This window comes from Exiguobacterium sp. s63, assembly GCF_018617335.1.
Lineage (GTDB): Bacteria > Bacillota > Bacilli > Exiguobacteriales > Exiguobacteriaceae > Exiguobacterium.
Map to the genome: position 1 here is coordinate 348080 of NZ_JACSKB010000002.1, position 24150 is coordinate 372229.

Below are 24150 nucleotides of genomic sequence, written 5' to 3' on the forward strand. Positions count from 1 at the left end.
GCATGGAAACGATTTTATCAGTCCGAGACTTAGAGGTCTCGTTCCACACATATGCCGGAACGGTTCAAGCCGTCCGCGGTGTTTCGTTTGATTTAAAAAAAGGCGAGACGCTTGCCATCGTAGGAGAATCGGGTTCAGGTAAATCCGTTACGTCGAAGGCAATCATGCGTCTCATTCCGAACCCTCCAGGTGAAATCACGAACGGAGAAATCATGTTCGAAGGAAAAGACTTGGCGAAGCTTTCGGAAAAAGAAATGTTAAAAATTCGTGGTCGCGATATCGCAATGATCTTCCAAGATCCAATGACATCACTTAACCCAACGATGACGATTTATAAACAAATCGCAGAAGGGTTGAAACAGCACCAAGGATTGACTGGTGAAGATGCGAAGAAACGTACGCTCGAACTTCTCACGCTTGTAGGGATTCCAAACCCAGAAGCGCGTTTAAAACAATATCCACACCAACTTTCTGGTGGGATGCGTCAACGGATCGTTATCGCGATTGCACTTGCGTGTAATCCAAAAGTATTGATTGCCGATGAACCGACAACGGCACTTGATGTTACGATTCAAGCGCAGATTCTTGAATTGTTGAAAGACATTCAACAAAAGACGGGTACAGCGATTATCTTCATCACGCATGACCTTGGTGTTGTTGCGAACATGGCTGACCGTGTTGCAGTTATGTATGCTGGGCGTCTTGTTGAAAAAGGGACGGTAGATGAGATTTTCTATGAGCCACGTCATCCGTATACATGGGGACTCCTCGGATCGATGCCGCGTCCGACAGATGACCGCAATGAAGCGTTACCGGCAATCCCGGGTACGCCTCCAAACTTGCTTGACCCTCCGAAAGGAGATGCGTTTGCACCGCGTAACCCTTACGCGATGAAGATTGATTTTGAGAAGGAGCCACCGATGTTCCAGGTAAGTGATACACACTTTGCTTCAAGTTGGTTATTGCACCCGCAAGCACCAGTAGTGAATCCGCCACGTGCGATTCGTGAACTCGCTCTCAAATATCGTCCGGACAGTGCGTTCGCTAAATCGTTTACGAAAGGTGGTGCTGAATAATGGAACGCGAGAAATTACTCGAGGTAAAAAACCTGAAGCAGCACTTTAAAATTGGCCGTGGCCGTGTCGTCAAAGCGGTAGACGGAATCACATTTGATATTTACAAAGGTGAAGTGCTCGGACTTGTAGGTGAGTCTGGTTGTGGGAAGTCGACGACAGGACGTACCATCATCGGTCTTTACGATGCGACTGATGGCGATGTCGTGTTCAAAGGCGAAAACGTACACGACAAAAAGTCGAAAGCAGACAAGTTGAAATTCAATCGTGCTATGCAAATGATCTTCCAAGACCCATACGCATCGCTTAACCCGCGTATGACGGTTGCCGATATCATCGCTGAAGGAATCGATATTCATGGTCTTGCGAAAACGAAAGAAGATCGCATGAACCGCGTATACGACCTTCTTGAAACTGTCGGTTTGACGAAAGAGCACGCTAGCCGTTACCCACACGAATTCTCAGGTGGTCAACGTCAGCGTATCGGGATTGCCCGTGCCCTTGCGGTTGAACCGGACTTCATCATCGCCGATGAGCCAATCTCGGCACTTGATGTCTCGATTCAAGCACAGGTCGTCAACTTGATGAAAGAATTACAACGTGATCGCGATTTGACGTATTTGTTCATCGCCCATGACTTGTCGATGGTTAAATACATCTCTGACCGTATCGGTGTAATGTATCAAGGTCACCTTGTTGAGCTTGCGACAGCAGATCGTCTTTACGAAAACCCGATTCATGCGTATACGAAATCGCTTCTTTCAGCGATTCCGCTTCCAGACCCGGAGCATGAACGTACACGTAAACGGATTGTATATGAATCTACTTCGAAAGGTCCAGTTGGACGTTCAGATGAAGATTCAAGCATTCCGCCACTTCGCGAAGTCGAGCCAGGACATTTTGTTTCGCTCACGGACGAAGAGTACGAAGCGTATAAAGCACAACTCGTATAAACGTAAAAAATCCTGATCCCATAACTGGGTCAGGATTTTTTGTACAAAAAAATCACCTAGTGTAATAGGTGACGAATTAAGCGTTCGAAATACGTGGCAAGTTCGAGAGTCGTTCGACAATGGCATCGATTTGACGAACACGAGCCAAAGCATCTTCAATCTCCATTGTTTCATAGTGATGCAATCCACCTGGTTGTTCAACATACGTATCCGCATCGTGAACGAGTTGTTGAAGTGGCGTCCGTTGAATTCGGCTTGGTGGTAGATACGAATCAGTATGCAAGAGAATCATGACAGAAATCTCTTTGGCACGAGCAGGGTCTTCCCCGAGACGAATGAGTAATTTATGTGCCCGTTCCGCACCTTTAATTGCATGGATATCGTTTTGGCGATACAAATCATAATTCCATTTACCTTCTGTATACCATTCATAGTGGCCAATATCATGAAGTAGCGCAGCTTTCGTCGCTAAATCCGTATCGAGACCACGTTTCGTTGCCATTTCGAGAGCGCGTTCACATACATCGACTGCATGCTTTAAGCCAGATCGAGTCAAATATTTTTGGGTTACTGGGTGTTTCATAATGGTTTCTAATGTGATTCTCATCATCGCTCTCCTCCTTAAAAATAAAAAGGTTATTTCTATAAACTATACAGTTTTTTTTGAATCATTGCAAATGATATATGTGAAAATGAAAAAAGTACATGTAAGAATGATTCACATTTCACAAACGGATGTGCTATAATTTAGTTGTAGATATAGTGCAACTTCAAGATTTTCAGAATCGGTAATGCTCGGGTGGTTCTTTACGCTTTATGGGGGTGAGAGGCCATGAAAGAACGTGATAAGGTTCTACGAGAGAAGAAGAGACTTTTAAAAGAAGTGTTGAAGAAAAAGTTGAAAGACTTACAAGTTAAGCCAGGGAAAGAGACGGTGTCTCAACCGGTTTCTCGAATCCCTGCGTCTTAAGTTAGGTCGTTCAAGGTCGCATTCAACGAAGAATGCGTCCTCTTTTCTTATCCGATTGATAAAGAATATCATTGAAGTTTCAATAATTAAGAATTATTATAATTAAGTGGATGCGATTTTGGGTATACAAATAGAGTCACTAAAAAGATGGACGCATACTCGGTCAGGGAGGAAGAAAAATGGTCACACTTTATACGTCTCCAAGCTGCACATCTTGCCGAAAGGCTCGAGCTTGGCTCGAAGAACATGATATCCCGTTTACAGAACGAAACATATTTTCAGAACCGCTCTCATTAAATGAGATTAAGCAAATCTTACGTATGACAGAAGATGGAACGGATGAGATTATTTCGACTCGTTCTAAAGTCTTTTCTAAAATCGATGTGTCAGTTGATGCTCTTTCACTTCAACAATTGTATGATTTGATTCAAGAATATCCAGGTCTTTTACGCCGTCCGATTCTTATTGATGAGAAACGGTTACAAGTTGGATATAACGAAGATGAGATTCGTCGATTCTTACCACGCAAAGTTCGGACATTCCAATTACAAGAAGCACAGCGACTTGTGAATGAATGAAAGCATACTGTCTAAGCAGTGTGCTTTTTATTATCGATTATTTCCTATAAAATAAAGATATAACCCTTCCTTTAGATTGAACGATTTCAAAAAGGGTACTAAGATAACAAGACATTTTCCCCTCTCCTCCTTATGTGAATTGGGAGCGAGGTGAGAAGGGAGTGGACAATCGTGAAAATTGAGCGCATCAATGACAATACCGTCAAATTTTTCATTACGTATGTAGATATCGAAAAACGTGGTTTCGCACGTGATGAAATATGGTACAACCGAGAACGTGGCGAGCAACTGTTCTGGCAAATGATGGACGAGGCTCACGAACGTGAAGATATCTCGTTTGATGGTCCACTATGGATTCAAGTCCAAGCTTTTGAAAAAGGTTTAGAAGTAACCGTTACTATTGCGAAAAATGTGATGGATAATGAAGATGATTCTGAACTCGGTTCGCTTCTTCGCTCAGCGATTGATGAAGCACGGGATCAACAATCAGTACTCGACCAATTGAGCGAACTAGACGAACTCGAAGCGGAAGCGGACGCTTGGGCACCACTCGCAATGGAAACAAATGATTTTGAAGCAATCATTTCACTGAGCAAACGTGCAGGTGACACGTACAGTGATTTGGATTTGAAACTATATCATTATCAAGACCGTTATTACTTGTGGGTGGAGTTCCCGGACGAAATGGAACCTGAAGACGAGGAGAACGCACTTAGTCTCTTGGCAGAATATTTATCGTTTAGTACACAGACGCAACCAATGCTTGAAGAGTATGGGAAACTCATTCTCGATGGCGACGTGTTTGCGAAAGTGCGTCACTATTTCTAATGATTCATCGCCTGTTCAATCGGACAGGCGATTTTTTCAAAAACGAAGGGTAAAGAGGTGTTGGTATGGTGAGACGAATTCGATTATTACTTGATGAGAGTGCATGGTTTGTTCCGTTCCTATATGGTGCAGGGGGAATCGTGCTTACAGCTTTGACGCAATTATTCGGTGATTTCTTCCGTGATTTGCTACCGGACTTTATTTATCTAGATTTAGATTCCGCTGCATCTGTATTATCTTCTACGTTCACAAGTCTCATGACGATGATGACGTTCAGTTTTTCTACAATCTTAGTCGTCTTGACGACGTATTCTTCCCAATTTTCTCCGAGAACCATCAATAATTTTTTAACAAACACAGCCGCTAAGCACACGCTTGGTCTTTTTATCATGACGACGGTATATGGAATCTCCAATTTATTTCTTGTTCGTACGGCTGATGAAGGGGTCGTCTTGTCTTCGGGAATCAGCGTACTCTTGGTCATCGGTTCCATTTGGGCATTCGTGAAATTTATCCAGACGATCAGTATATCAATTCAGGCGGAACGTCTGTTATCAACATTACATAAAGAGGCCTTATCGGTGATTAGCGAGCAAAAAGATGCCATCGAGTCAGATGACGTTCATCTCGTATTACCTCGAACGGTTCATTCGTTCGAAGGAAAAGCACTTATGGCTCCTCAGACAGGGTATGTCCGCTTGTTCTTGCGAGAAAAGCAAGGCGACTGTGAAACGGACTTCGAATCCATCGTAGCTGTCGGAGATTTCGTCGCCAAAGGTGATTTGCTCGGATATTGGAAAGGCGAAGACGCGCCGGATATTGAACTGTTTGAGATTGGGGAAGTCCGCTCTTCGATGCAAGATCCGTCTTTCGCGATTGAAAAATTAAGTGAGATCGCACTACGAGGAATTTCACCTGGAATTAATGATCCGAATACAGCGATTCATGCCATTCATTACATCGGCGACATTTTGCGGGAACTTTGTGAATTGCCGGATGGCGATTTTCTCTATTCAAACGGGACGTCAGATTGGCATGTGAAACGTAAAGCGCTTGAAACGATTCTGTTTGAATCCTTGTCACCTATGCAGACATATGCGAGTCGAGATATCTTCGTGATGGGAGCTGTGTTCGAGGCGATCCGAATGGCCCGTCTAAAAGCACATGAAACATTAGATTCAACATTCAATGAGATGATTGATTATTTTGAAGATGTGATCGCGTGGGATGATTTACACTCGAAAGAAAAGCGCTATTTACAAAATAAGATGAATCGAGCAAAACAATTGAAGGCATAAATAGAGACCACCTTTTCAATGAAGAAGAGGTGGTCTCTATTCAAGAGAGGGTGTATCCGCCATCGACGGTAATGGCTTGTCCGTTAATATAGGTGGAGGCATCGGTCAATAAAAATTCAACGACGGGTGCGACCTCTTCAGGAAGAGCGGCATGTCCCCGGAAATGATGATTCATGGCTTCCTTGAATTTTGCTTCGCCCCCGTAGAGCTTGTGACTGAGCGGTGTATCGACCGGACCGAAACAAACGGCGTTGAATCGAACTTTTCCTTTCATACGATGTGCGAACGTTTTAGTCAGTGCGATGACAGCTGCCTTAGAAGCGGCATAATGAGCGAGCATCGGTGGGAATTTAACATGTCCCACGATGGCGGCGTTGTTGACGACGCTTGCACCGTGGTCAAACAAAGGGATGGCGCGCTGTGTGACCGTGTTAAGGGCGTAAAGGTTGACGTCAAATACTTCCGTATAACTTTCTTGAGTCAGCCGTTCGGGAGTGCCCGGTCTACCAAACGTGGCGGCATTGTTGAACAATCCGTTCAACGTCACGCCTTGCTCTTTTAAATGGATAAAGAGACGTTCGATGTCTTCTGATGATGTGAGATCACATCGAACGAACGTCGCTTGTCCATTTGAATCAGCCTCGAGTGCTGCACCTCGAGCCTCATCACGACCGATTCCAAAGACATGATGTCCTTTCTCGGATAACTGCAAGGCGACGGCGCGTCCAATCCCGCTTGTCGCACCTGTGATTAGAAAAGTCCCCATAATTCATTCGCTCCCCTCAAAAAATTGGCGTTACGATGTATAATTAATGATAATACATGACAGAAACGAGGTCAGGTTATAATATGTTGCGACGCATACAAGTACTCTTTTCCCTTATTTTGCTCGCAGGACTCATTGCGATATTATCGTATTACTGGAGCTCACAAGTGATCGGGCTCTTCTCGATTCTCGTCTTTTTGACTACGTTCAGCATTTTGTTGGTGATTTTACTTGAAAATCGGAATCCACAGCGAACGCTCATTTGGGCAATCGTCATGATTGGATTTCCCGTCATCGGATTATTCGCCTATTTCGTATTCGGTCAGAATTATCGCCGGAAGCGAATGTTTAAAGAAAAAGCGATGCTCGATGAAGAGACGTACTTGGCCTATCGCCAAAAGGCGATGACATTGTCTCCTTCACTCATGTTCGCACATGACGACTATGAGAAGTTGCTGCATCTCACGTCTTCCTTGAACCAGCTACCTGTCTCGTCCAATACGTATACGCAGATATTAACGAACGGCCGAGAGAAGTTTTCGAAGCTAATCCCTGCTTTAAAAGGAGCATCGCGTCATATCCATCTTGAATATTATATCTTTCGAGAAGATCGTATTTCTCGGGAAATTCAGCAAATCTTAATTGAAAAAGCGAAGTCCGGGGTCGAGGTCCGATTTTTATATGATGCGGTCGGTTCGATTCACACGAGCGGTTCTTTCTTTGAAGAGATGAAGCAGGCAGGAGTTCAAGTGAAGGCGTTCTTTCCGGTCGTCCTTCCGCTCGTGTCGAGTAAGACGAACTATCGAAATCATCGTAAGATCGTCGTGATTGATGGCACGGAGGCATTCACGGGTGGCTTGAACGTCGGAGATGAATATTTAGGCGAACACTCTAAGTTTGGTTTTTGGCGAGATACCCACCTTTACGTCAGAGGAGAAGGGGTGTCTGAGCTACAATTGATCTTCTTGCAAGATTGGTACTACATGACGGGAGAACGCCTGTTCACTCCGTTTTATTTAGAACCGCTTGAAACGGTACGAAGCGCGAGCGGAGGTGTTCAAATCGTAGCGAGTGGACCGGATGAACCATATGAGACGATGAAATCCATATACTTTTCGCTCATCAATGCTGCGAAAAAGTCCGTCTATATTTCGTCGCCTTATTTGATTCCAGATGAAGACATCATGAGTGCCTTAAAGACGGCGTCATTATCAGGAATTGATGTCCGCATCGTCTTGCCGAGCTATCCGGATCATAAGATTGTTTTCTACGCGAGTCGATCCTATTACGAAGAGCTGTTACTCGCTGGGGTGAAAATCTATCTCTACGAGAAAGGATTCATGCATTCAAAAGTCATCGTCGTCGACGATGGATTGGCTACAATCGGGACGGCAAACATGGACTTCCGGAGCTTCCATTTGAACTTTGAGGTCAATGCACTTCTTTATAATACGAATTCCGTTCATCAGTTGAAACAAGACTTATATCATGATTTTGAAGGGTCTCACGAACTCGTCTTAGACGAATTCGCGAAGCGTTCATTCTTTATCAAACTCGTAGAATCATTGGCTAGAATGTTTTCACCACTATTGTGAGGGGGGAGCAAGTTGCGGTTTGCAATCGATCGGGAAGGGGATATCATTGATTCCTTTACATTAAATCGGATGCGAGCAGAGCAACTTGCTCCTTTTCGATGTCCGACTTGTCAGGAAATGTTGATTGTGAAGCAAGGAGCAAAGCGACGGCTACATTTTGCGCATCTTCACACTTGCGGAAGAGCTGAATCCGTCCCGCATCATCAGGATAAATGGGCAGTATGCCAGTGGCTTCAAGAGAGGGGGTATCCTGTCGAGCAAGAGGTGACGATTGGGAATCGTCGAGCAGACGTTATCACCACGATAGATGGGAAGACCACCGTATTTGAGATTCAGGCGTCCCCATTACGACCGGAAGAGTATAACGAACGAACGATTGATTATAGACGCGCGGGGCTAGACGTGATTTGGCTCGCAAGCGGAATGGATTTGAAAATGAATCAATCTTTTCAACCGTGGATGCGCCTTGAACTCTCAAGAAGGCACATGCTTCTGACTGTAAACAATGGTTCGTTAGTACGTTTTAATGGTTTCCCCACTTCGATTAAATATGGACAAGGGAATTGGAATGTCACCTCTTCTGTGGAGACGATGCCATTTGAGGCATACTATCGATTTCACGCGCACGAGTGGATGGAGATGATTCGTCGTAACCGGATGACGCCACTCTATCCTTCTCCTCAGAATCGGAATCTGATCTTAAATCGACTCTATACACTCGGTCTACTTCCATCACTTTTACCATCTGGCTGTTATCTCCCGCTCACATCGCTATGGGGAGTTCGGATTCATCCGATCGCGTTTCAGACCGTCCTGTATTTGAATCGGTACGAGTCACCAAAGGATTCAGTCGAATGGAGTATTGAAAAGACATGTCGTCAGTTTGGAGTGACACCGACAAGCGACTTTTCCCAGTCGTTTCATGTACAATGGAAACAACTCTTGAATGCATGTCGTCTATCTTGTGACGTCAGGTCATGGCCGCTTCCACATTCATATGAAGAAGCGAGATATCAAGATACACGCATGTTTCAAGGACTTCAGCGATTGATTGATCAATCGACTTAACTAGCACAAGGGGAGTGTACGTATGTCAGACGTATTGACTAGACAACAAGTTCCAGTGGAAGAAACGTGGAACCTAGAGACGATCTATAGCAACGATGAAGCTTGGGAATCGGATTTTCAAGCACTCAAAGAGAAAGTACCGGCGTTAATCGGATTTAAAGGAAAACTTGGTGAGTCGGCGGAGACGCTATACGATGCGTTACAGCTTCGGGACGAACTTTCTCGCATGCTACATAAGCTATACACGTATGCACATATGCGTTATGACGAAGATACGGCGAACAGCCACTATCAGGCACTGAATGATCGTGCTGGGTCACTCGCATCACAAATCTCAGCCCAACTCGCATTCATGACGCCTGAACTTTTATCCATCGAAGAAGCGCAAATCGAAGCCTTTATGGAACAGAATGACGCACTTCGTGTATACCGTCATGCATTCGACGAGTTGGCGCAAGAACGTCCGCACGTATTGACGGAAGCAGAGGAAGCGATTCTTGCACAAGCGGGAGATGTGCTCGGTCAATCGAGTTCGACGTTCGGTATGCTCAACAATGCAGATTTGAAATTCCCGAAAGTGAAAAATGAAAAAGGCGAAGAGGTCGAGTTGACGCACGGTCGATATATCACGTTCCTCGAATCGGCGGACCGTAGCGTTCGTGAAGGCGCATTTAAAGCAATGTATGGAACGTATGCGCAATATTTGAACACGTTCGCCTCAACATTGTCAGGAAGTGTGAAGAAAGATAACTTCTATGCGACTGTGCGCAAGTTTGAAAGTGCGAGACAGTCAGCACTCCATCAGAATGCGATTCCAGAGTCTGTATACGACGGCCTCGTGGAAGCGGTGAACGAACGACTTGACTTGCTACATCGCTATGTCGCGCTACGGAAGCGTGCGCTCGGATTAGATGAGCTTCATATGTATGACCTCTACACACCGCTCGTCAAAGATGTCGAGATGAAAGTATCGTATGAGGAAGCGAAACAATGGATGGTGGATGGCTTGGCACCACTTGGTGAGGAGTACGTCCAAATCATAAAAGACGGTCTTTCCTCACGTTGGGTCGACGTTCGAGAAACGCGCGGCAAGCGTAGCGGCGCTTACTCGTCAGGGGCATATGATACACAGCCGTTCATTCTTATGAACTGGCAGGATAACGTCAATAACCTCTTCACGCTCGCACACGAGTTCGGGCACTCTGTCCACAGCCATTACACACGTACATCACAACCATATCCGTACGGGGACTACTCAATCTTTGTGGCAGAAGTCGCATCGACGACGAACGAAGCGTTGTTGAACGACCATCTCTTGAAAACAAGAACAGCGAAAGAGGAGCGTCTCTACTTGCTGAACAATCAGCTTGAAACGTTCCGTGGGACATTGTTCCGTCAAACGATGTTCGCTGAATTTGAACACATGATTCATCAAGCTGCTCAAGAAGGCGTATCGCTCACCCCGGAGTACTTAAATGAAACTTACCTCGAGTTGAATAAACGCTATTTCGGAGATGAGATTGTCGTCGATGAAGAAATTTCATACGAATGGGCACGAATCCCACACTTCTATTACAACTACTATGTCTATCAATATGCGACAGGGATCTCAGCATCTGCCGCGTTGTCGCAACAGATTTTAGAAGAAGGGGAGCCAGCCGTTCGTCGTTACATCGATAACTTCTTGAAGGCGGGTTCTAGTGACTATCCGATTGAAGTATTAAAAGCAGCTGGCGTCGACATGACGACGAAAGAACCGGTACTGAAAGCACTCGATCAGTTCGAAGCGGTTCTCGATGAAATGGAATCATTATTGTTCTCGTGAACAATATGTGACAATGTACACAAAGTAGTTGTCAGATGATTGCACACTAGGTATATTATAAGTGTGAAATCAATCACAAACCCCTTTATTGACCGTAAACTTTCTCCCATCTTGTAGGCCTTCCCCGGGCCACAAGGTTCGACGACTCTTGTCCCCGCTTGAGACGTCAAAAACCCCACGGCTCCCCGGCCGTGGGGTTCTTTTTATTTTGTTTGAGCCCACGCCTCACCGCTACATCCTGGTACAGGACGGCAGCGTTGCTGTAGGGAAAGCTTTTTCAGTTCACGTTCAATCACCGTTTTGTCCAAGTCAAGAATATACGAAAGTTCTGTGATCGTGGAGGCATCGTATCGTGCCAATACTTTCGCTACGTCCCAGTCGGTCGAACGGATAGGACTATATCCTAGCAATTCTGTCATGACCGATTGATAAACGTCGTAAGGGTAAACCCCTTCAATCTTCAATGCCTCATCGCGAGTTACGAACGTTAGTGCAGGCAATGAATCAATCTCCCAATCTTTCAACACTTGATGGTCGACAGCTAGTGCGTTCAAGAGCTGATTCGATTGAAGATCGGCTTCGAGTTCACTTAAATCAAGACCGTACTCTTCAAAAGAGCGTGCGATTTCCCATAAATCAATCGGGTCGGGTTGTTTCGAAGAGAATAAATCATTTACATGTAAATGACGCAAGAAGCGCATCGCATGTCGTTTCCCTTGCAATTCCAGTGCTTTAATCATGGTGAGAAGGCGAACTTCTTCCTGACATCCGCCAACACAGCTAGGAACCGTAGAGACCATGCGGAATCGAATCACATGTCCGTATTCAATCTCCAATTTTTTAATCAGTGTCATCACGTGGAAATTCTCAGGACTCGAGATGTCCATGAAATAGAATAACTCCAATGGTTTATACGTTACTTGAATAGGAGTTTCTTCCAATGAACAGGATGACCCATTACATTGTTCAAGTTCCATTTGTGTCGCCTCCTCTCGTCAAAAAAATCATTTAACGTTGTAAACTCATTGTAGCAACCTAAAAAAAAGGTTGGCAATGTATCTGCTCAACCTTCAGAACGACTCATTTTTAATTCCATGAATCGAACAATTTTATTTTTTGCAGGACGATAAGGTAATTTGTGTTCCGCTAGGAGTTGTTCAAACGCGCGTTGACCGGCTTCCTCATTTGTCACTTCAAATTCTATTTCATAGTCAGTTGTCTCCAAATAATGGCTTTCGTCCAATACGAGGAGACCGTCTTCTGTCTGAAGCTCTGCCCGGTTCGTCTCGAGTCGCCCAAGATGTTCAAGTGGTGCATTCAGTTGAAACGGAGCAAGTGCTTGTTTCATTTGAACGTCATGGATAATCCCATATTTAAATAAATCTTCTGCCTCTTCTTCGGTGATCATGGCGTGTGTCTCAAGTAGCCCGACCTCGTTCGGCTGTTTTAATGTTAACACTTGGCCTTGTTTCTTTTCGCGGATTCGAAGCGCTGCCCCGTTTTCCTTTAACTGAAAAGATGGTGTGTCGAAATAGTCATTTGCTTGCCAACGAACTTGGTCTTTAAGTTGATAGGCTTGAAGAAGCGTCTCGTATTCTTCTTTCGTCAACATTGATTTAAATTCAATTTCCACTTCTTGGGTCATGAATCATCGCTCCATTCTATGAACAATTGTTCGTTTATGATACCATACAAACGGATACATACGGAAAGGACACGTTTTTTCCGGAAAAGAACGAAAGTGGTGACAGCGTATGCAATCAGTGAACTGGGATCAGTTTTTAGTACCGTATCAAATTGCGGTAGACGAGTTAAAAGTCAAATTAAAAGCCGTTCGGAAGCAATTTAAGTCGCAAAATGACCATTCTCCGATTGAGTTTGTCACAGGTCGAGTGAAACCGGTCGGTAGCATCCTCGAGAAAGCAAAGCGAAAGAATATTGCCGAGCATGAACTGGCGACCGACATGCAGGATATTGCGGGATTACGAATCATGTGTCAGTTTGTCGATGATATCGTTCACGTTTTGGATTTGCTTCATCGGAGAACAGATTTTAAAATAGTGGAAGAACGAAATTATATTACCCATCAGAAAGATTCGGGCTATCGATCGTATCATGTGATTATCAAATATCCGGTCCAGACGATTCATGGCGAGATTCCGACGCTTGTCGAAGTACAAATCCGCACGCTCGCAATGAACTTTTGGGCGACAATCGAACATTCTTTAAATTATAAATATGATGGCGACATGCCTCTTGAAGTACAAGAACGATTAAGACGTGCAGCGGAGGCGGCCTTTCTCCTTGATGCCGAGATGAGTCAACTCCGTGTCGAGATTCAAGACGCGCAGCAAGTGTTTCGAGATAAAGAAATGAACGTGAAAACAGACGAGAACTAGGGGGAACCGGTATGCAGTTTGCGATTGTATCGAGGGGAGATGCGCGATCAGCGGAGATTACCCAAGAACTGACTGAAAAACTTGAAGCGGCGGGGCATACGCTTTCTGAGGAACCACGCATTGTGGTTTCGGTCGGAGGGGATGGGACGATGTTGCAGGCGTTTCATAAATACATTGACCGTCTGGATGAAACCCTTCTTGTCGGAATTCATACCGGACACCTCGGCTTTTATGCCGATTGGCAACCGGATGAGTTGGATGAGCTGACGGAGATGATCACGAGTGAATCATTTGAACCAGTATCGTATCCGCTCGTCGAAGTGCTCATTGATTATGAGAACGGAAAGACGGACCGTCAGTTGGCGATGAATGACTGTACGATTAAGAATTACAAGCGAACGCTCGTCTGCGATTTATCGATTCGAGATGATTACTTTGAAACGTTCCGTGGAGATGGACTATGCATTTCGACCCCATCTGGATCGACCGCCTACAACAAGGCACTTGGAGGGGCGATTGTTCATCCATCGATCGAAGCCATTCAAGTGACCGAGATGGCATCGATCAACAACCTGGTGTATCGGACGATTGGGGCACCGCTCCTTTTGCCGAAACATCATCAAGTGAAGATCCAACCGCATACGAAAACTGAGTTTGAATTGGCGTTTGATCATCAAGAAGCGCTGTCTTGGTCAGATGTCGTCTCCATTCGGTGTGCGGTCGCAAAAGAAAAAGTGACGTTCGCTCGTTTCCGGCCATTCCCATTTTGGCGCCGGGTTCGCGAATCGTTCATCGAGGAAGGAAAGTAACGAATGCAAGGGTTTACGATTCGTCGCGTTGTGGAGAAAGCCATCCCACTTCGCGACTTTTTAATGCAAGATATGGGTATTTCTCGAAAGATGCTTACGCTCGTGAAGCATGAAGGGGATATTGAAGTGAATGGTATGCACCGCACCGTACGTCATGAACTTGTACCTGGAGATGAAGTGGTGGTGCGATTTCCACCCGAAGTCCCATCACTAGATATGGTCGTTTCAGAGCGGCCCATTCGAATTCTGTATGAGGACGATACGCTGTTGGCGGTCGATAAACCGGCTGGGATTGCCACGATTCCATCACGTCTACATCCGACCGATACGCTTGCGAACGCTGTACTCGGTTATTATCAAAAAATTGGTCTATCATCTGCAATCCATGTCGTTAATCGGCTCGATCGCGATACGAGCGGTGTCGTCTTATTTGCCAAGTACGGCTACATTCACCATCGATTGAGCGAACTTCAGAAAGCGAATGGATTGATGCGTACGTATAAAGCGTTAATTGAAGAAGAAGTGACGCCACAAACGATAGATGCACCGATCGGGCGTGCCGAGAACTCGATTATGGAGCGAGTCGTGACAACTGAGGGACAACGCGCCATCACACATATCCTCTCATGCCAGCCATTTGGGAGCGGCTCATTATTGACGATTCGACTCGAGACGGGGCGAACCCATCAGATTCGCGTGCATTTGCGCCATATCGGTCATCCACTGATTGGAGACTCCATGTATGGGGGGGCAACTCGTATGGACCGTCACGCCCTTCACAGTGCGTCTGCGCGATTCATTCATCCGATGACAGGGGAAGAGGTTCAGATTGAGGCACCGATTCCGGAAGACTTCTTCAACGTGACCAACAATTAACTAACGCGGATGTTCGAGCGGGTGTGACCAATGCAATTTGGCACCTGCTCGACATTTTTTTATAAAGGCACATGTATGAATGATAAATCAATTTTTTTTGATATAAAAGATTGCTTTTCTTAGCAGGGTGAAGTACGATTTTATTAATCAATAAAAGTTGATGAAAGAGGTGAGGGTATGAACGATTCAACCAAAGCATTTAATGATTTGCCATTAGAGGATACGTTTGCCCACTACGAAGCGAAATTCAAAGCGTTGGCCGATCAAAAACGACTGCTCATATTGAATCAATTGTGTGCCGGCCCAATCAACGTGGTTGATTTGTCAGAAATCTTTGATATGCCACAATCCAAATTGTCGTACCACTTAAAAGTTTTGCTGACGGCGAACTTGATCACGAAAGAAACGAAAGGTACATGGAGTTATTATCAAATCAACGAACAGGAAGTCAATCACCTCCTGTCTCCAGAATTATGTTGTTTGTTCAGACCTAACGATGTTTGTTAGGTCTATCCAATGATTTATACATCAATTTTTTTTGATTTATAAATCAATATAATTTGATTTAATTGCGTTCAATTGGTCGAATGTGAATTCATCTCATGGAATTGGAGGGAAGCAAAATGATAGAACTACTCAAAAGTTTTAGCATCATTGCACTTGAATTGACCGTTTTATTTGTCGCTATTTCCTTTGTGATTCAAGTATTACAAGCGTACATCCCATACGGAACGATTGAAAAGAAACTGAGTGGGAACAACCGGATGGCAGCGAGCATGATTGCGCTTGTCTTTGCTTTCATCACTCCTTTTTGCTCTTGTACGACAATCCCCATCGTCGTGAATTTATTAAAGAATAAAATTCCATTTTCTATCGTGATGGTTTTTCTATTTGCCTCACCCGTACTTGATCCGACAATCATGACGGTGATGGGAGTCGTGATGGGATGGGAAATCACGGTTCTCTACACGTTGATCACGGCGATTTGTTCAATATTCATCGGCTTCACCTTGGACCGTTTCGGTTTTGAGAAGTATGTCAAACGCGTCACGATGACAGGTTTCAATCCATCTAGCCATACGTTCAATTGGTTAGATGCTTGGAATGAAACCTGGCAACTGATTAAAAATGTGTACCCTTATTTGATTATGGGGGCTGCGATCGGTTCCCTGATTCACGGTGTTGTGCCGACTGAATGGGTGGTGCGGTGGTTCGGGCACGATGCCTGGTGGCTGATTCCCATTGCCGCAGTCATTGGAATCCCTTTATATATTCGTTTATCAAGCATGATCCCGATTTCTCAAGTATTGATTATGAAAGGCATGGCGCTCGGTCCTGTGATGGCCATGATGATCAGTTCGGCTGGAGCCAGTTTACCGGAAATCATCTTGATGAAAGCCATTTTTAAGAAACAACTTATTATCGCATTCGTATTGTCTGTTCTGTCGATGTCGATGATATCAGGAATCATATTTTATCTCGTATGAATGTGATGTCTTAAGGAGGTGAGAGAGATGTTGAACTTCTTAAAAAAACGACTTACGAAACCAGCGGCTAAATCATGTTGTTCGGTGAATATTCGAGAAATGAAAAGTGAGGAGGAGGATGTATGCTACGATTCTAAAAAGCTTGGAGATGACAAGGATACAGGACGAAAAAGGGCGTCGCAGTATAAAGCGGAGTGACGCTTACTAAAAAGGATCAAAGCAACTGTGCTTTGATCCTTTGCATCGTTAGTCTAATCAATCATCATCAAACATGTAAGTTTTTGATTTAGAAGCTACGTTCATGACGAGACCAATGGCAATCATGTTCATAATGATTCCGGTTCCTCCGTAACTGACGAATGGAAGGGTGAGTCCAGTGATCGGCAACACACCGATGGTCATGCCGATATTTTGGAACACTTGGAATGTGAACATGGCAATGACGCCGGTAACGATGTAACTTCCGAACGCACTACTTGACTCTAACGCGATATGAATCATGCGATAGAGAAACAAGAAGAAGACGATAATGACAAGGGCGGCACCGATAAAACCATAGTGTTCGGCAATAACTGCAAAAATGAAGTCGGTTTGAGATTCTGGCAAATAGACGAGTCCTTGACCGTATCCTGCCCCAAACATTTGACCAGAACCGATTGCCTGTAATGATTTAATCAATTGGAACGCCAGGTCATCCGAGTACTCGTATGGATAAATCCAAGCCTGGAATCGGTTTAGTGCATGTCCTGGTACGACAGCTTGAAGAATCTCGAAATGAGTGAAAAACAGATACATAAAGGTACCAATCGTCAATGCTGCGGCACTGAAAAGACCAAGCAACCACTTCCACCCAATTCCTGAGACAATGATGATGGCGCCGAGCATCGTCATCAAGACGAGTCCTGTCCCTAAGTCAGGTTGCGTCACAATCAGTCCGAGTGGAGGAATGGCGACTAATACTAATTTTACGAGGAGCCACGTATCGAGTTGAGAAGAGCCGTATCGTTTATTGTGCTCATACACAATCGTCGACATCGAAATGAGTAAAAATAGTTTCATGAACTCTGCCGGCTGAAAGCTGAACCCCGGAACGTTATACCATCCGTACGCTCCGTTAATATTCGGAACGAGCGACGTATCGCGAAGTGGGATGAGACCGACAAGCAGTAGCAAACCGAAAGCATATAAGTACCAATGAATTTTTCGGAGTTGCTCATATTCGATCGTCATGATGGCGAACATGGCAAAAAAGCCGATCACATAACGGATACCTTGTTCAAGAGCGAAGTTTATGTGCTGAAGTCGTGTCGGTAACATCGGTTGTGCCGTGTAGATGGCACCGAGACTAATGATCATCAGCATAAACACAATCGTCAGTAACGTCGTATCTAAACTTTTAAAATATGATTGAATGCGATTCATAATGGAGTCGTGTCACCCTTTCTATACGTATTTTATCTTACCGTAACTTAAAAAAATCGCAATACGTTATGAGTCAGTTGACAAAACAGAAACCTTTCTGTAATCTGAGGACAGATATTATTACCAGGTACTAAAAAGGGGAGCTTAAGATGTCAATTTTTCCAACATTAACGAATAAGACGTATGTCGTCATGGGAATCGCGAACAAACGATCGATTGCATGGGCCATCGCAAAAACACTTGATGAAGCCGGTGCGAAACTCGTATTGACGTATGCGGCAGAACGATTCAAATCAGGACTTGAATCACTTGCGAGCGAATTGAAACAGGAAGCGATTTTACTTGAGTGCGACGTGACGAACGACGAGGCGATTGATACAACGTTCCGTTCGATCCATGACCAAGCAGGGGAAATTCAAGGGATCGCACACTCGATTGCGTTCGCAGATAAAGAAGCGTTGCGCGGTGAGTTCTCAGAAATGACGCGTGGACAATTTGCGCAAGCATTAGATATCTCCGCCTATAGTTTGACAGCGGTTGTGAAAGCGGCGAAACCATATTTTGCATCGGATGCCTCGGTCATCACGCTCACATATCTTGGTGGAGAACGCGTCGTTCCGAACTATAACTTGATGGGTGTCGCCAAAGCGGCCCTTGATTCGAGCGTCAAATACTTGGCGAACGAGTACGGACCACACGGTATTCGAGTCAACGCGATTTCAGCAGGACCGATTCGCACATTGTCGGCAAAAGGTGTCGGTGACTTTAACAGTATCCTTTCTGAACTCGAACAGAAAGCACCTTTACGCCGAAACGTTTCTGCTGAGGAAGTCGCTTCCACAGGACTCTTCCTTCTCTCAGGGATGGGAAGTGGCGTGACCGGAGAAGTCATTCACGTCGATAGCGGGTTCCATATTTTATAAGTTTGGGGAATGGCGCAGCGATGCGCCATTTTTGTATTATCGCATGAAAAAATCGGGTAAGGACTTATGAAGGAGGTCAGATCATGGGTCCTTATCAGATTGATTTTACCGTCGTTCAGTATGTTAACAGACAAGTTCAGCCATCCGGTCGGGCGAGTATCGAACCAGTGACACGAATCAAACGTGTCCAACGAATCCGACCTCGACGGGAAGAATGGTTAGAAGAAGAGCAAGAAAAAAACCCCGGTCGCTATGTCGACCGGAGCATATAAGATTAACCTTTGAAACGGAACGTCTCATAGACGTTCCATGTTTCATTTTCAAGTTCGTACATGACGGCCATTCGTGTAATCGTCTCCTCAAAGTGAACCTGTTCCATACGTAAGCGTTCGAGAACATCGAACAGCTCGGCATCGGTCAAATCTTGGCCGATTGTGATGTGTGGTAAAAATTCATACTTTGATGATTGACTGAGTACGTCTTCGTGAAGACGTTGTTGAAGAGTGGACAACTCGCGTGTCGGCAACACCTTCAAATACAAGACATTGTTTGTCGGTGCGAAAGACCGCACGCCATCGACTTTTAACTGAATCGGTTTTGTCGAATCCGCGACTTGTTGTAAATACTCAAGTATTTTCGGCAAGTCATCTTCTGACACCTCGGTCCGCTCTTTGATTGTCACGTGAGGTGAAATTAACGCATATTTTGTGTCGTACCGTTTTCGATAAGAGTTCGCAAAATCTTGCACTTGTTTTGACGGAAATAAGACTACCCCGATCTTCATTCCTCTTCCCCCTTTAATCGTTTAACCTACATATTTATGATGAACGATTTAATGTGGGAAGTCAAAGCAGGGTTCGTCTTTTTTCGATTTTTCAGTATAATGGTTATATCATAGAGAGAGGTTGACTCTCAGAACGAAGGGATGTGAAGCGGGATTTCGATCCTGCGCCAACGATGAAACATGTACCACACTCAAGAGACGTCCGGGAAGCGGCTCGAGCTCGCTTGCTCGAGCGCGGTGTCACGATTGAATCAATTGCGGAAATCGTCTATCAGATGCAGGCCCCATATTCGCCGCACCTCTCATTAAAAGATTGCAAAGATTCTGTCGAGGCGGTTCTTGACAAGCGAGAGTTGCAACATGCGATTCTTGTAGGCTCAGAACTCGATATGCTAGCTGAAAAAGGTCAGCTATCTGAACCGCTCCTATCGATTATCGCATCCGATGAAGGGTTGTTTGGTGTGGATGAGACGATTGCAATCGGGGCCGTTAACACATATGGTTCGATTGCCGTGACGACTTTCGGATACTTAGACAAGGCAAAAATCGGCATCATCAAACAACTCGACACGAAGATGGATGATGGTCAAGTGCATACGTTCATGGACGACCTCGTCGGTGCCATTGCTGCGAACGCTTCAGGTCGATTGGCGCATCGTCTCCGCGATATGATTGATTTTGGTGAAGAAGAAATGCGAGAAAGAAAAGGATTGTATTGATGAACTGGACACCGCAGAAGGTGGTTCTCACCGGGATGGTCGCGTATGTGATCGTGTCGGTGTTTGTCGTTATGGGCGCAGTTGATCCCATGAATACACTCGTGTATGAATGGTTACAGCCCTTGCCGGATCGAGTCTTTGCGTACGTGACCGAACTCGGGAGTGCACAGGTCATTGTCGGACTTTCTGTTTTAGGTTTACTGTTTTGGTTGTGGCGAGGCGAACGCGTGGAAGCGTGGCGACTCGTACTTGTCGGAGTCGGGACCCTTTTGTTGACACAAGTTTTAAAGCTCGTCTATGGAATCGACCGGCCACTAATCGATGCATCTCTTGATGCGACGACCTATAGCTTCCCAAGTGGTCATTCTTCAGGTTCACTTGCGTTATATGGGTTGATGGCTTACGTGCTTTATAAAAGACGAGAGTCGAAACTCGCTATCATCGTGCTCGTATGTCTTGTCCTTGCGGTATCACTCAGTCGAGTCATCTTAAACGTACATTATTTCAGTGACGTCATTGGAGGATGGCTTGTCGCCTTGACTGTCATCGCGCTCTCTGAATGGATCATAAGGAGGAAAATGAATTGATTGTCGTCGTAGACGTAGAGAAATGGTTATTCGTCCAAAAGAAAGAGGCTGATGAAGCGCCCGTACCTACAATTTTAGTGGAAAAAGACATCGAAGGCGCAACATGGTTTACTTCGATGAGAATTCTATTTCAACTAAAAAAGTGGACGAGCCAACAACAGTTTGTTCCTCTCTTGTCATGTGAGGAATCCGGTTACCGTGCGTATGAAGTATTTCATGTCGATGCGGTACCGCCGATGGCTTTACTTAACGGAGGACGTACGTTAGTCATCAACAATCAACGGGATGAGTCGTTCGATATCGCATTACGAGAAAGTGGACATCAAACGGAAGAGTCGATTGTAGCGTTTGCCATCGACTATATCGAACAAACGATGCATGAACCTGTTCTATTTGCTGGGGATGGAAAAATTAAAGCATCCCGTGTCGTCCCAAATGACTTGTTGGATCCGACTGACCGTTTACAATCAGGACTCCGTCTATTTGAATGGATGAACGAAGAAGCAAAAAGTAAGGGGAATTAAGATGACGGATTGGGAAAATATGTTTCAACAATTGTTAGATGGTCAAATGGATGAGGTAAAGGTGCCACGAGAGGATTTTCTGTCCGTTCGAACGTTACTCATCGAAAAAGGTTGGCTATTTGAGGTCGTAGGAGAAGCTAAACACGGTGGAATCACGATTTATCGAAAAAATCCAGTTGCACCGACTTCATAATGTACGAAGAGACGAAGAATGATTCGATTCACTCGTCTCTTTTTTTTGCCGTTAGACTTGAGACTGAAGTTTGTATAAGTCTATCCGAAAAGTCAGTCGTAACCGCTTACATTTATTGTTCGATTTCGTTTTATACTACAGATGTAGGAGGCCTCTACTATGCAACTGAATGAAAAAAGTAAACGAATTCTGAATGTCATTCTGCATGAAAAGCAGATGACGCTGGATACATTGACTATGATGCTCCCTTATTCTCGGCGGACAGTTGAGTACGAATTGGAGCGGATACAGGAATGGCTCGTCGATCAAGGTTTATCGAACATGACGATAGACGGAACTAAAATTACATTGACTGTGACGGAAGTATTGATTGATCAAGTTGAGCGTGCTGAATTAGTTTGGTCAGATGAAGAACGAGAATTAGTTATCGCCATTTATGGGATGACTCGAGATGAATTTCTTTCGAGTTTCCATTTTCAACACTTGCTAGGTGTATCTAAATATACCGCTCAAGAAAGTTTAAATGCAGTTAAGAGAAAAGCTGCGAAATTTGGAATTGATTTTTCCTATACGAGAAAAGATGGCTATCGATTTAATGGGCATTTTCAAACAATCACGCTATATCTTTACCGCGCAATTGAGGAATTGCTTGATAAGTCAACATTTTCTCAAATACTTGATCTGTGTTTTGAAGATTGGCAGGACGATTTTGTAAAAAGAATTCTACAAATTGAGCAATTTGAAAGTCTTAAACAGTTTCAATTTGTTGAAAGTCATCGTGAGAGAATGGCGTATTTTATCATGATTGGTTCTAGACTGGCACCGAGTGCATACGTTCAAGACGAGAAAACTTGGGTAGTCGATCAAGTGGAACAGTCTGTTCGGAAGCATTTTGAGGATATTCCTCAATTATGGGACACGCTTATCATGCTTATTCAAAGTGGTCAGAAAGTATCGGAAGAAATGGATGAAACGGTTCAAAGAAAATTGGCTTCCACGATGGCTCAGGTGATTGAACGCTTTGAAGTTTTAAGTTGTACACGCGTCATCGAGCGAGAGGCATTGTGCGAGAAGTTAGTTCTTCATGCAAAAGCGACAATCAAACGGGTCCATACCGAAGTATTGCCACCTGAAGAATTAAAGCGATATGTCATGAAAGAACATCGTGTATTAAATGTGATTGTCAATCGTTCACTTGATCCGATGCGAGAGCAAATCCAAGCAGTTATACCTGAATCGGAAATCATGTATTTCACTTTGCACTTTGCGGCTCACCTTCATCAGCAAGGTCAGCGTCTAGATGAGAAGATGAAAGCGATTGTCGTATGTCCAAGCGGGATTAGCGTTTCGCATATGTTAGACCACATTTTAAAAAATCAATTTCCGGACTTTGTATTTCTTCCACCAATCTCGCAACGCGATGTATTAGAGTTCGCGCCGCTCGTCGATTTGATTTTTACAACAGTACCATTGCCTTTAAAAGTTCAACAACAAGCACATGTGACGCTTGTTCCGACACTTCCGACAAGACTAGAACAACTTGCCTTGAAGCGTCAAATTCATCAACGATTTATCGCAAACGGGTCGTTCGCACGGATGGGAGTGAACGACATTCTAGAAGTAGTAAAAAAATATGCGACGATTCACCAAGAGTCGCAATTGAGAAAAGAACTGAACCATCTTTTAAAAGATGATTTTACGAAAGATGAATGGAAAGGGGGACAACCCATGCTAAATCAACTCGTAACAGAAAAAGAAATTCAACTTCAACATCACGTTTCGAATTGGCAGGAGTCCATTCGTCTCGCGGCCGAACCACTATTAAATAATGGGTCAATTGAAGCCCGTTATATTGAAACGATGATTGAAAACGTAATCGAACATGGTCCGTATATCGTTCTTATGCCGCATATCGCCATTCCTCACGCACGACCGGAAGACGGTGTGAACCAACTGGGAATGAGTGTGATGAAATTGAACGAACCGGTCTTATTCCCTGGGGATAAACCGGTACGAGCATTTTTTGTACTCGCGGCAATTGATCAAACAACCCATTTAAAAGCACTCGCACAGTTGACGGAGCTTTTAGGGAATGAACAGGACCTAACTCTTGTCTTAGAGGCAGGTACAGTAGATGAAATTATGAAAGTACTCGATCGATATTCAGAGGAGGAAAAATGATGAAAAAGATTTTAGTAGTATGTGGTAACGGATTGGGCTCGAGCTTTATTATGGAATTGAATGTTAAGAAAGCACTCGAACAAATGGGGAAAGAGGCAGATGTCTCTCACACAGATATCGCGACAGCACGGACGGAACCTGCTGACATTTACCTCGGTGCGCAAGATATTATCGGAACGTTAGACGATGGGGCGAAAGAAATAGTTGCACTTGAGAACGTGATGAATATCGAGGAAATTAAATCAAAACTTGAAGGAAAAGTATAAATAGAATAAATCGTTTAAGGGGGAAC

The 24150-nt window shown here is 44.5% G+C and carries 28 protein-coding genes; 22 read left to right on the forward strand and 6 right to left on the reverse strand.

Annotation, left to right across the window (positions count from 1 at the left end):
* Nucleotides 1–2 precede the first annotated feature (2 nt).
* Both KNO90_RS08565 and KNO90_RS08570 read left to right on the forward strand, forming a co-directional pair.
* Nucleotides 3–1076 (forward strand): ABC transporter ATP-binding protein, encoded by a 1074-nt coding sequence (locus KNO90_RS08565; RefSeq protein WP_026826410.1) that lies wholly within the window; start codon nt 3–5, stop codon nt 1074–1076.
* A complete protein-coding gene (locus KNO90_RS08570; RefSeq protein WP_214739805.1) occupies nt 1076–2026 on the forward strand; it encodes an ABC transporter ATP-binding protein in 951 nt (316 codons plus the stop codon). Before KNO90_RS08565 ends, KNO90_RS08570 begins: the two co-directional genes overlap by 1 nt.
* 76 nt (nt 2027–2102) lie before the next feature.
* On the opposite strand, the gene KNO90_RS08575 is transcribed toward KNO90_RS08570, so the two are convergent.
* The gene (locus tag KNO90_RS08575; RefSeq protein ID WP_214739807.1) at nt 2103–2636 is read right to left on the reverse strand and encodes an HD domain-containing protein; all 534 of its coding nucleotides are present in this window, start codon (nt 2634–2636) and stop codon (nt 2103–2105) included.
* Between the two features lie 222 nt (nt 2637–2858).
* Between KNO90_RS08575 and KNO90_RS08580 the strand changes: the two genes are divergently transcribed.
* From KNO90_RS08580 to KNO90_RS08595, 4 genes are all read left to right on the forward strand, one after another.
* Nucleotides 2859–2996, forward strand: coding sequence for a hypothetical protein (locus KNO90_RS08580; protein WP_015881216.1), 138 nt, complete (start codon nt 2859–2861; stop codon nt 2994–2996).
* A gap of 179 nt (nt 2997–3175) precedes the next feature.
* Nucleotides 3176–3574 (forward strand): transcriptional regulator SpxA, encoded by a 399-nt coding sequence (spxA, locus tag KNO90_RS08585; RefSeq protein WP_015881217.1) that lies wholly within the window; start codon nt 3176–3178, stop codon nt 3572–3574.
* 171 nt (nt 3575–3745) lie between these two features.
* Complete coding sequence (mecA, locus tag KNO90_RS08590) at nt 3746–4402, forward strand: adaptor protein MecA (protein ID WP_214739810.1); 657 nt, start codon at nt 3746–3748, stop codon at nt 4400–4402.
* Nucleotides 4403–4467: 65 nt separating this feature from the next.
* Nucleotides 4468–5700 (forward strand): DUF2254 domain-containing protein, encoded by a 1233-nt coding sequence (locus KNO90_RS08595; protein ID WP_214739812.1) that lies wholly within the window; start codon nt 4468–4470, stop codon nt 5698–5700.
* 40 nt (nt 5701–5740) lie between these two features.
* On the opposite strand, the gene KNO90_RS08600 is transcribed toward KNO90_RS08595, so the two are convergent.
* Nucleotides 5741–6466 (reverse strand): SDR family NAD(P)-dependent oxidoreductase, encoded by a 726-nt coding sequence (locus KNO90_RS08600; RefSeq protein WP_215113451.1) that lies wholly within the window; start codon nt 6464–6466, stop codon nt 5741–5743.
* Between the two features lie 83 nt (nt 6467–6549).
* On the opposite strand from KNO90_RS08600, the gene cls reads away from it, so the two are divergent.
* Genes cls through pepF form a run of 3 tightly spaced genes read left to right on the forward strand, consistent with a single transcriptional unit; the run spans nt 6550 to nt 10954 of the window.
* Complete coding sequence (gene cls / locus KNO90_RS08605) at nt 6550–8061, forward strand: cardiolipin synthase (RefSeq protein WP_214739816.1); 1512 nt, start codon at nt 6550–6552, stop codon at nt 8059–8061.
* A gap of 12 nt (nt 8062–8073) precedes the next feature.
* The gene (locus KNO90_RS08610; RefSeq protein ID WP_215113452.1) at nt 8074–9129 is read left to right on the forward strand and encodes a competence protein CoiA; all 1056 of its coding nucleotides are present in this window, start codon (nt 8074–8076) and stop codon (nt 9127–9129) included.
* 22 nt (nt 9130–9151) lie between these two features.
* Nucleotides 9152–10954 carry an oligoendopeptidase F gene (gene pepF / locus KNO90_RS08615; protein WP_214739820.1) on the forward strand — a complete coding sequence of 601 codons (1803 nt, stop codon included), beginning with the start codon at nt 9152–9154 and terminating at the stop codon, nt 10952–10954.
* Nucleotides 10955–11157: 203 nt separating this feature from the next.
* Here the strand turns inward: pepF and KNO90_RS08620 are convergent, their stop codons facing one another.
* Together KNO90_RS08620 and KNO90_RS08625 are read right to left on the reverse strand one after the other, a co-directional pair.
* Nucleotides 11158–11931 carry a DsbA family protein gene (locus tag KNO90_RS08620; protein ID WP_214739822.1) on the reverse strand — a complete coding sequence of 258 codons (774 nt, stop codon included), beginning with the start codon at nt 11929–11931 and terminating at the stop codon, nt 11158–11160.
* 86 nt (nt 11932–12017) lie between these two features.
* Nucleotides 12018–12599, reverse strand: coding sequence for a CYTH domain-containing protein (locus tag KNO90_RS08625; protein ID WP_214739824.1), 582 nt, complete (start codon nt 12597–12599; stop codon nt 12018–12020).
* 109 nt (nt 12600–12708) lie between these two features.
* On the opposite strand from KNO90_RS08625, the gene yjbM reads away from it, so the two are divergent.
* The 5 genes from yjbM to KNO90_RS08650 all read left to right on the forward strand — a co-directional run bounded on the left by yjbM (nt 12709) and on the right by KNO90_RS08650 (nt 16525).
* Nucleotides 12709–13353 carry a GTP diphosphokinase gene (yjbM, locus tag KNO90_RS08630; protein WP_214739826.1) on the forward strand — a complete coding sequence of 215 codons (645 nt, stop codon included), beginning with the start codon at nt 12709–12711 and terminating at the stop codon, nt 13351–13353.
* An 11-nt stretch (nt 13354–13364) separates the two neighbouring features.
* Entirely contained in the window at nt 13365–14162 is a 798-nt protein-coding gene (locus KNO90_RS08635; RefSeq protein ID WP_214739828.1) for an NAD kinase, read from the forward strand.
* Between the two features lie 3 nt (nt 14163–14165).
* Nucleotides 14166–15038, forward strand: coding sequence for an RluA family pseudouridine synthase (locus KNO90_RS08640; RefSeq protein WP_215113453.1), 873 nt, complete (start codon nt 14166–14168; stop codon nt 15036–15038).
* A 177-nt stretch (nt 15039–15215) separates the two neighbouring features.
* Entirely contained in the window at nt 15216–15545 is a 330-nt protein-coding gene (locus KNO90_RS08645) for an ArsR/SmtB family transcription factor (protein ID WP_214739832.1), read from the forward strand.
* Between the two features lie 116 nt (nt 15546–15661).
* Nucleotides 15662–16525: a permease gene (locus tag KNO90_RS08650; protein WP_214739834.1), complete on the forward strand. Its 864-nt coding sequence runs from the start codon at nt 15662–15664 to the stop codon at nt 16523–16525.
* A gap of 255 nt (nt 16526–16780) precedes the next feature.
* Here KNO90_RS08650 and KNO90_RS08655 read toward each other — a convergent pair whose 3' ends face one another.
* Entirely contained in the window at nt 16781–17947 is a 1167-nt protein-coding gene (locus tag KNO90_RS08655; RefSeq protein ID WP_214739836.1) for an FtsW/RodA/SpoVE family cell cycle protein, read from the reverse strand.
* A 149-nt stretch (nt 17948–18096) separates the two neighbouring features.
* On the opposite strand from KNO90_RS08655, the gene fabI reads away from it, so the two are divergent.
* Nucleotides 18097–18870, forward strand: coding sequence for an enoyl-ACP reductase FabI (gene fabI, locus KNO90_RS08660; protein ID WP_214739838.1), 774 nt, complete (start codon nt 18097–18099; stop codon nt 18868–18870).
* A gap of 83 nt (nt 18871–18953) precedes the next feature.
* Entirely contained in the window at nt 18954–19142 is a 189-nt protein-coding gene (locus tag KNO90_RS08665) for a hypothetical protein (protein ID WP_015881231.1), read from the forward strand.
* Nucleotides 19143–19144: 2 nt separating this feature from the next.
* On the opposite strand, the gene KNO90_RS08670 is transcribed toward KNO90_RS08665, so the two are convergent.
* On the reverse strand, nt 19145–19654 hold the full coding sequence (locus KNO90_RS08670) for a YjcG family protein (RefSeq protein ID WP_214739840.1): 510 nt from the start codon (nt 19652–19654) through the stop codon (nt 19145–19147).
* Nucleotides 19655–19827: 173 nt separating this feature from the next.
* On the opposite strand from KNO90_RS08670, the gene KNO90_RS08675 reads away from it, so the two are divergent.
* From KNO90_RS08675 to KNO90_RS08700, 6 genes are all read left to right on the forward strand, one after another.
* Nucleotides 19828–20373, forward strand: a complete 546-nt coding sequence (locus KNO90_RS08675) for a phosphatidylglycerophosphatase A family protein (RefSeq protein ID WP_214739842.1) — start codon at nt 19828–19830, stop codon at nt 20371–20373.
* A complete protein-coding gene (locus tag KNO90_RS08680; protein ID WP_215113454.1) occupies nt 20373–20960 on the forward strand; it encodes a phosphatase PAP2 family protein in 588 nt (195 codons plus the stop codon). Before KNO90_RS08675 ends, KNO90_RS08680 begins: the two co-directional genes overlap by 1 nt.
* Complete coding sequence (locus tag KNO90_RS08685) at nt 20957–21484, forward strand: hypothetical protein (protein WP_214739846.1); 528 nt, start codon at nt 20957–20959, stop codon at nt 21482–21484. The genes KNO90_RS08680 and KNO90_RS08685 overlap by 4 nt, the downstream gene beginning before the upstream one ends.
* A gap of 1 nt (nt 21485) precedes the next feature.
* The gene (locus KNO90_RS08690) at nt 21486–21677 is read left to right on the forward strand and encodes a hypothetical protein (protein WP_215113455.1); all 192 of its coding nucleotides are present in this window, start codon (nt 21486–21488) and stop codon (nt 21675–21677) included.
* 159 nt (nt 21678–21836) lie between these two features.
* Nucleotides 21837–23858 carry a BglG family transcription antiterminator gene (locus KNO90_RS08695; RefSeq protein WP_214739850.1) on the forward strand — a complete coding sequence of 674 codons (2022 nt, stop codon included), beginning with the start codon at nt 21837–21839 and terminating at the stop codon, nt 23856–23858.
* The gene (locus KNO90_RS08700; protein ID WP_214739852.1) at nt 23858–24124 is read left to right on the forward strand and encodes a PTS sugar transporter subunit IIB; all 267 of its coding nucleotides are present in this window, start codon (nt 23858–23860) and stop codon (nt 24122–24124) included. The genes KNO90_RS08695 and KNO90_RS08700 overlap by 1 nt, the downstream gene beginning before the upstream one ends.
* The last annotated feature ends 26 nt before the right edge of the window (nt 24125–24150 follow it).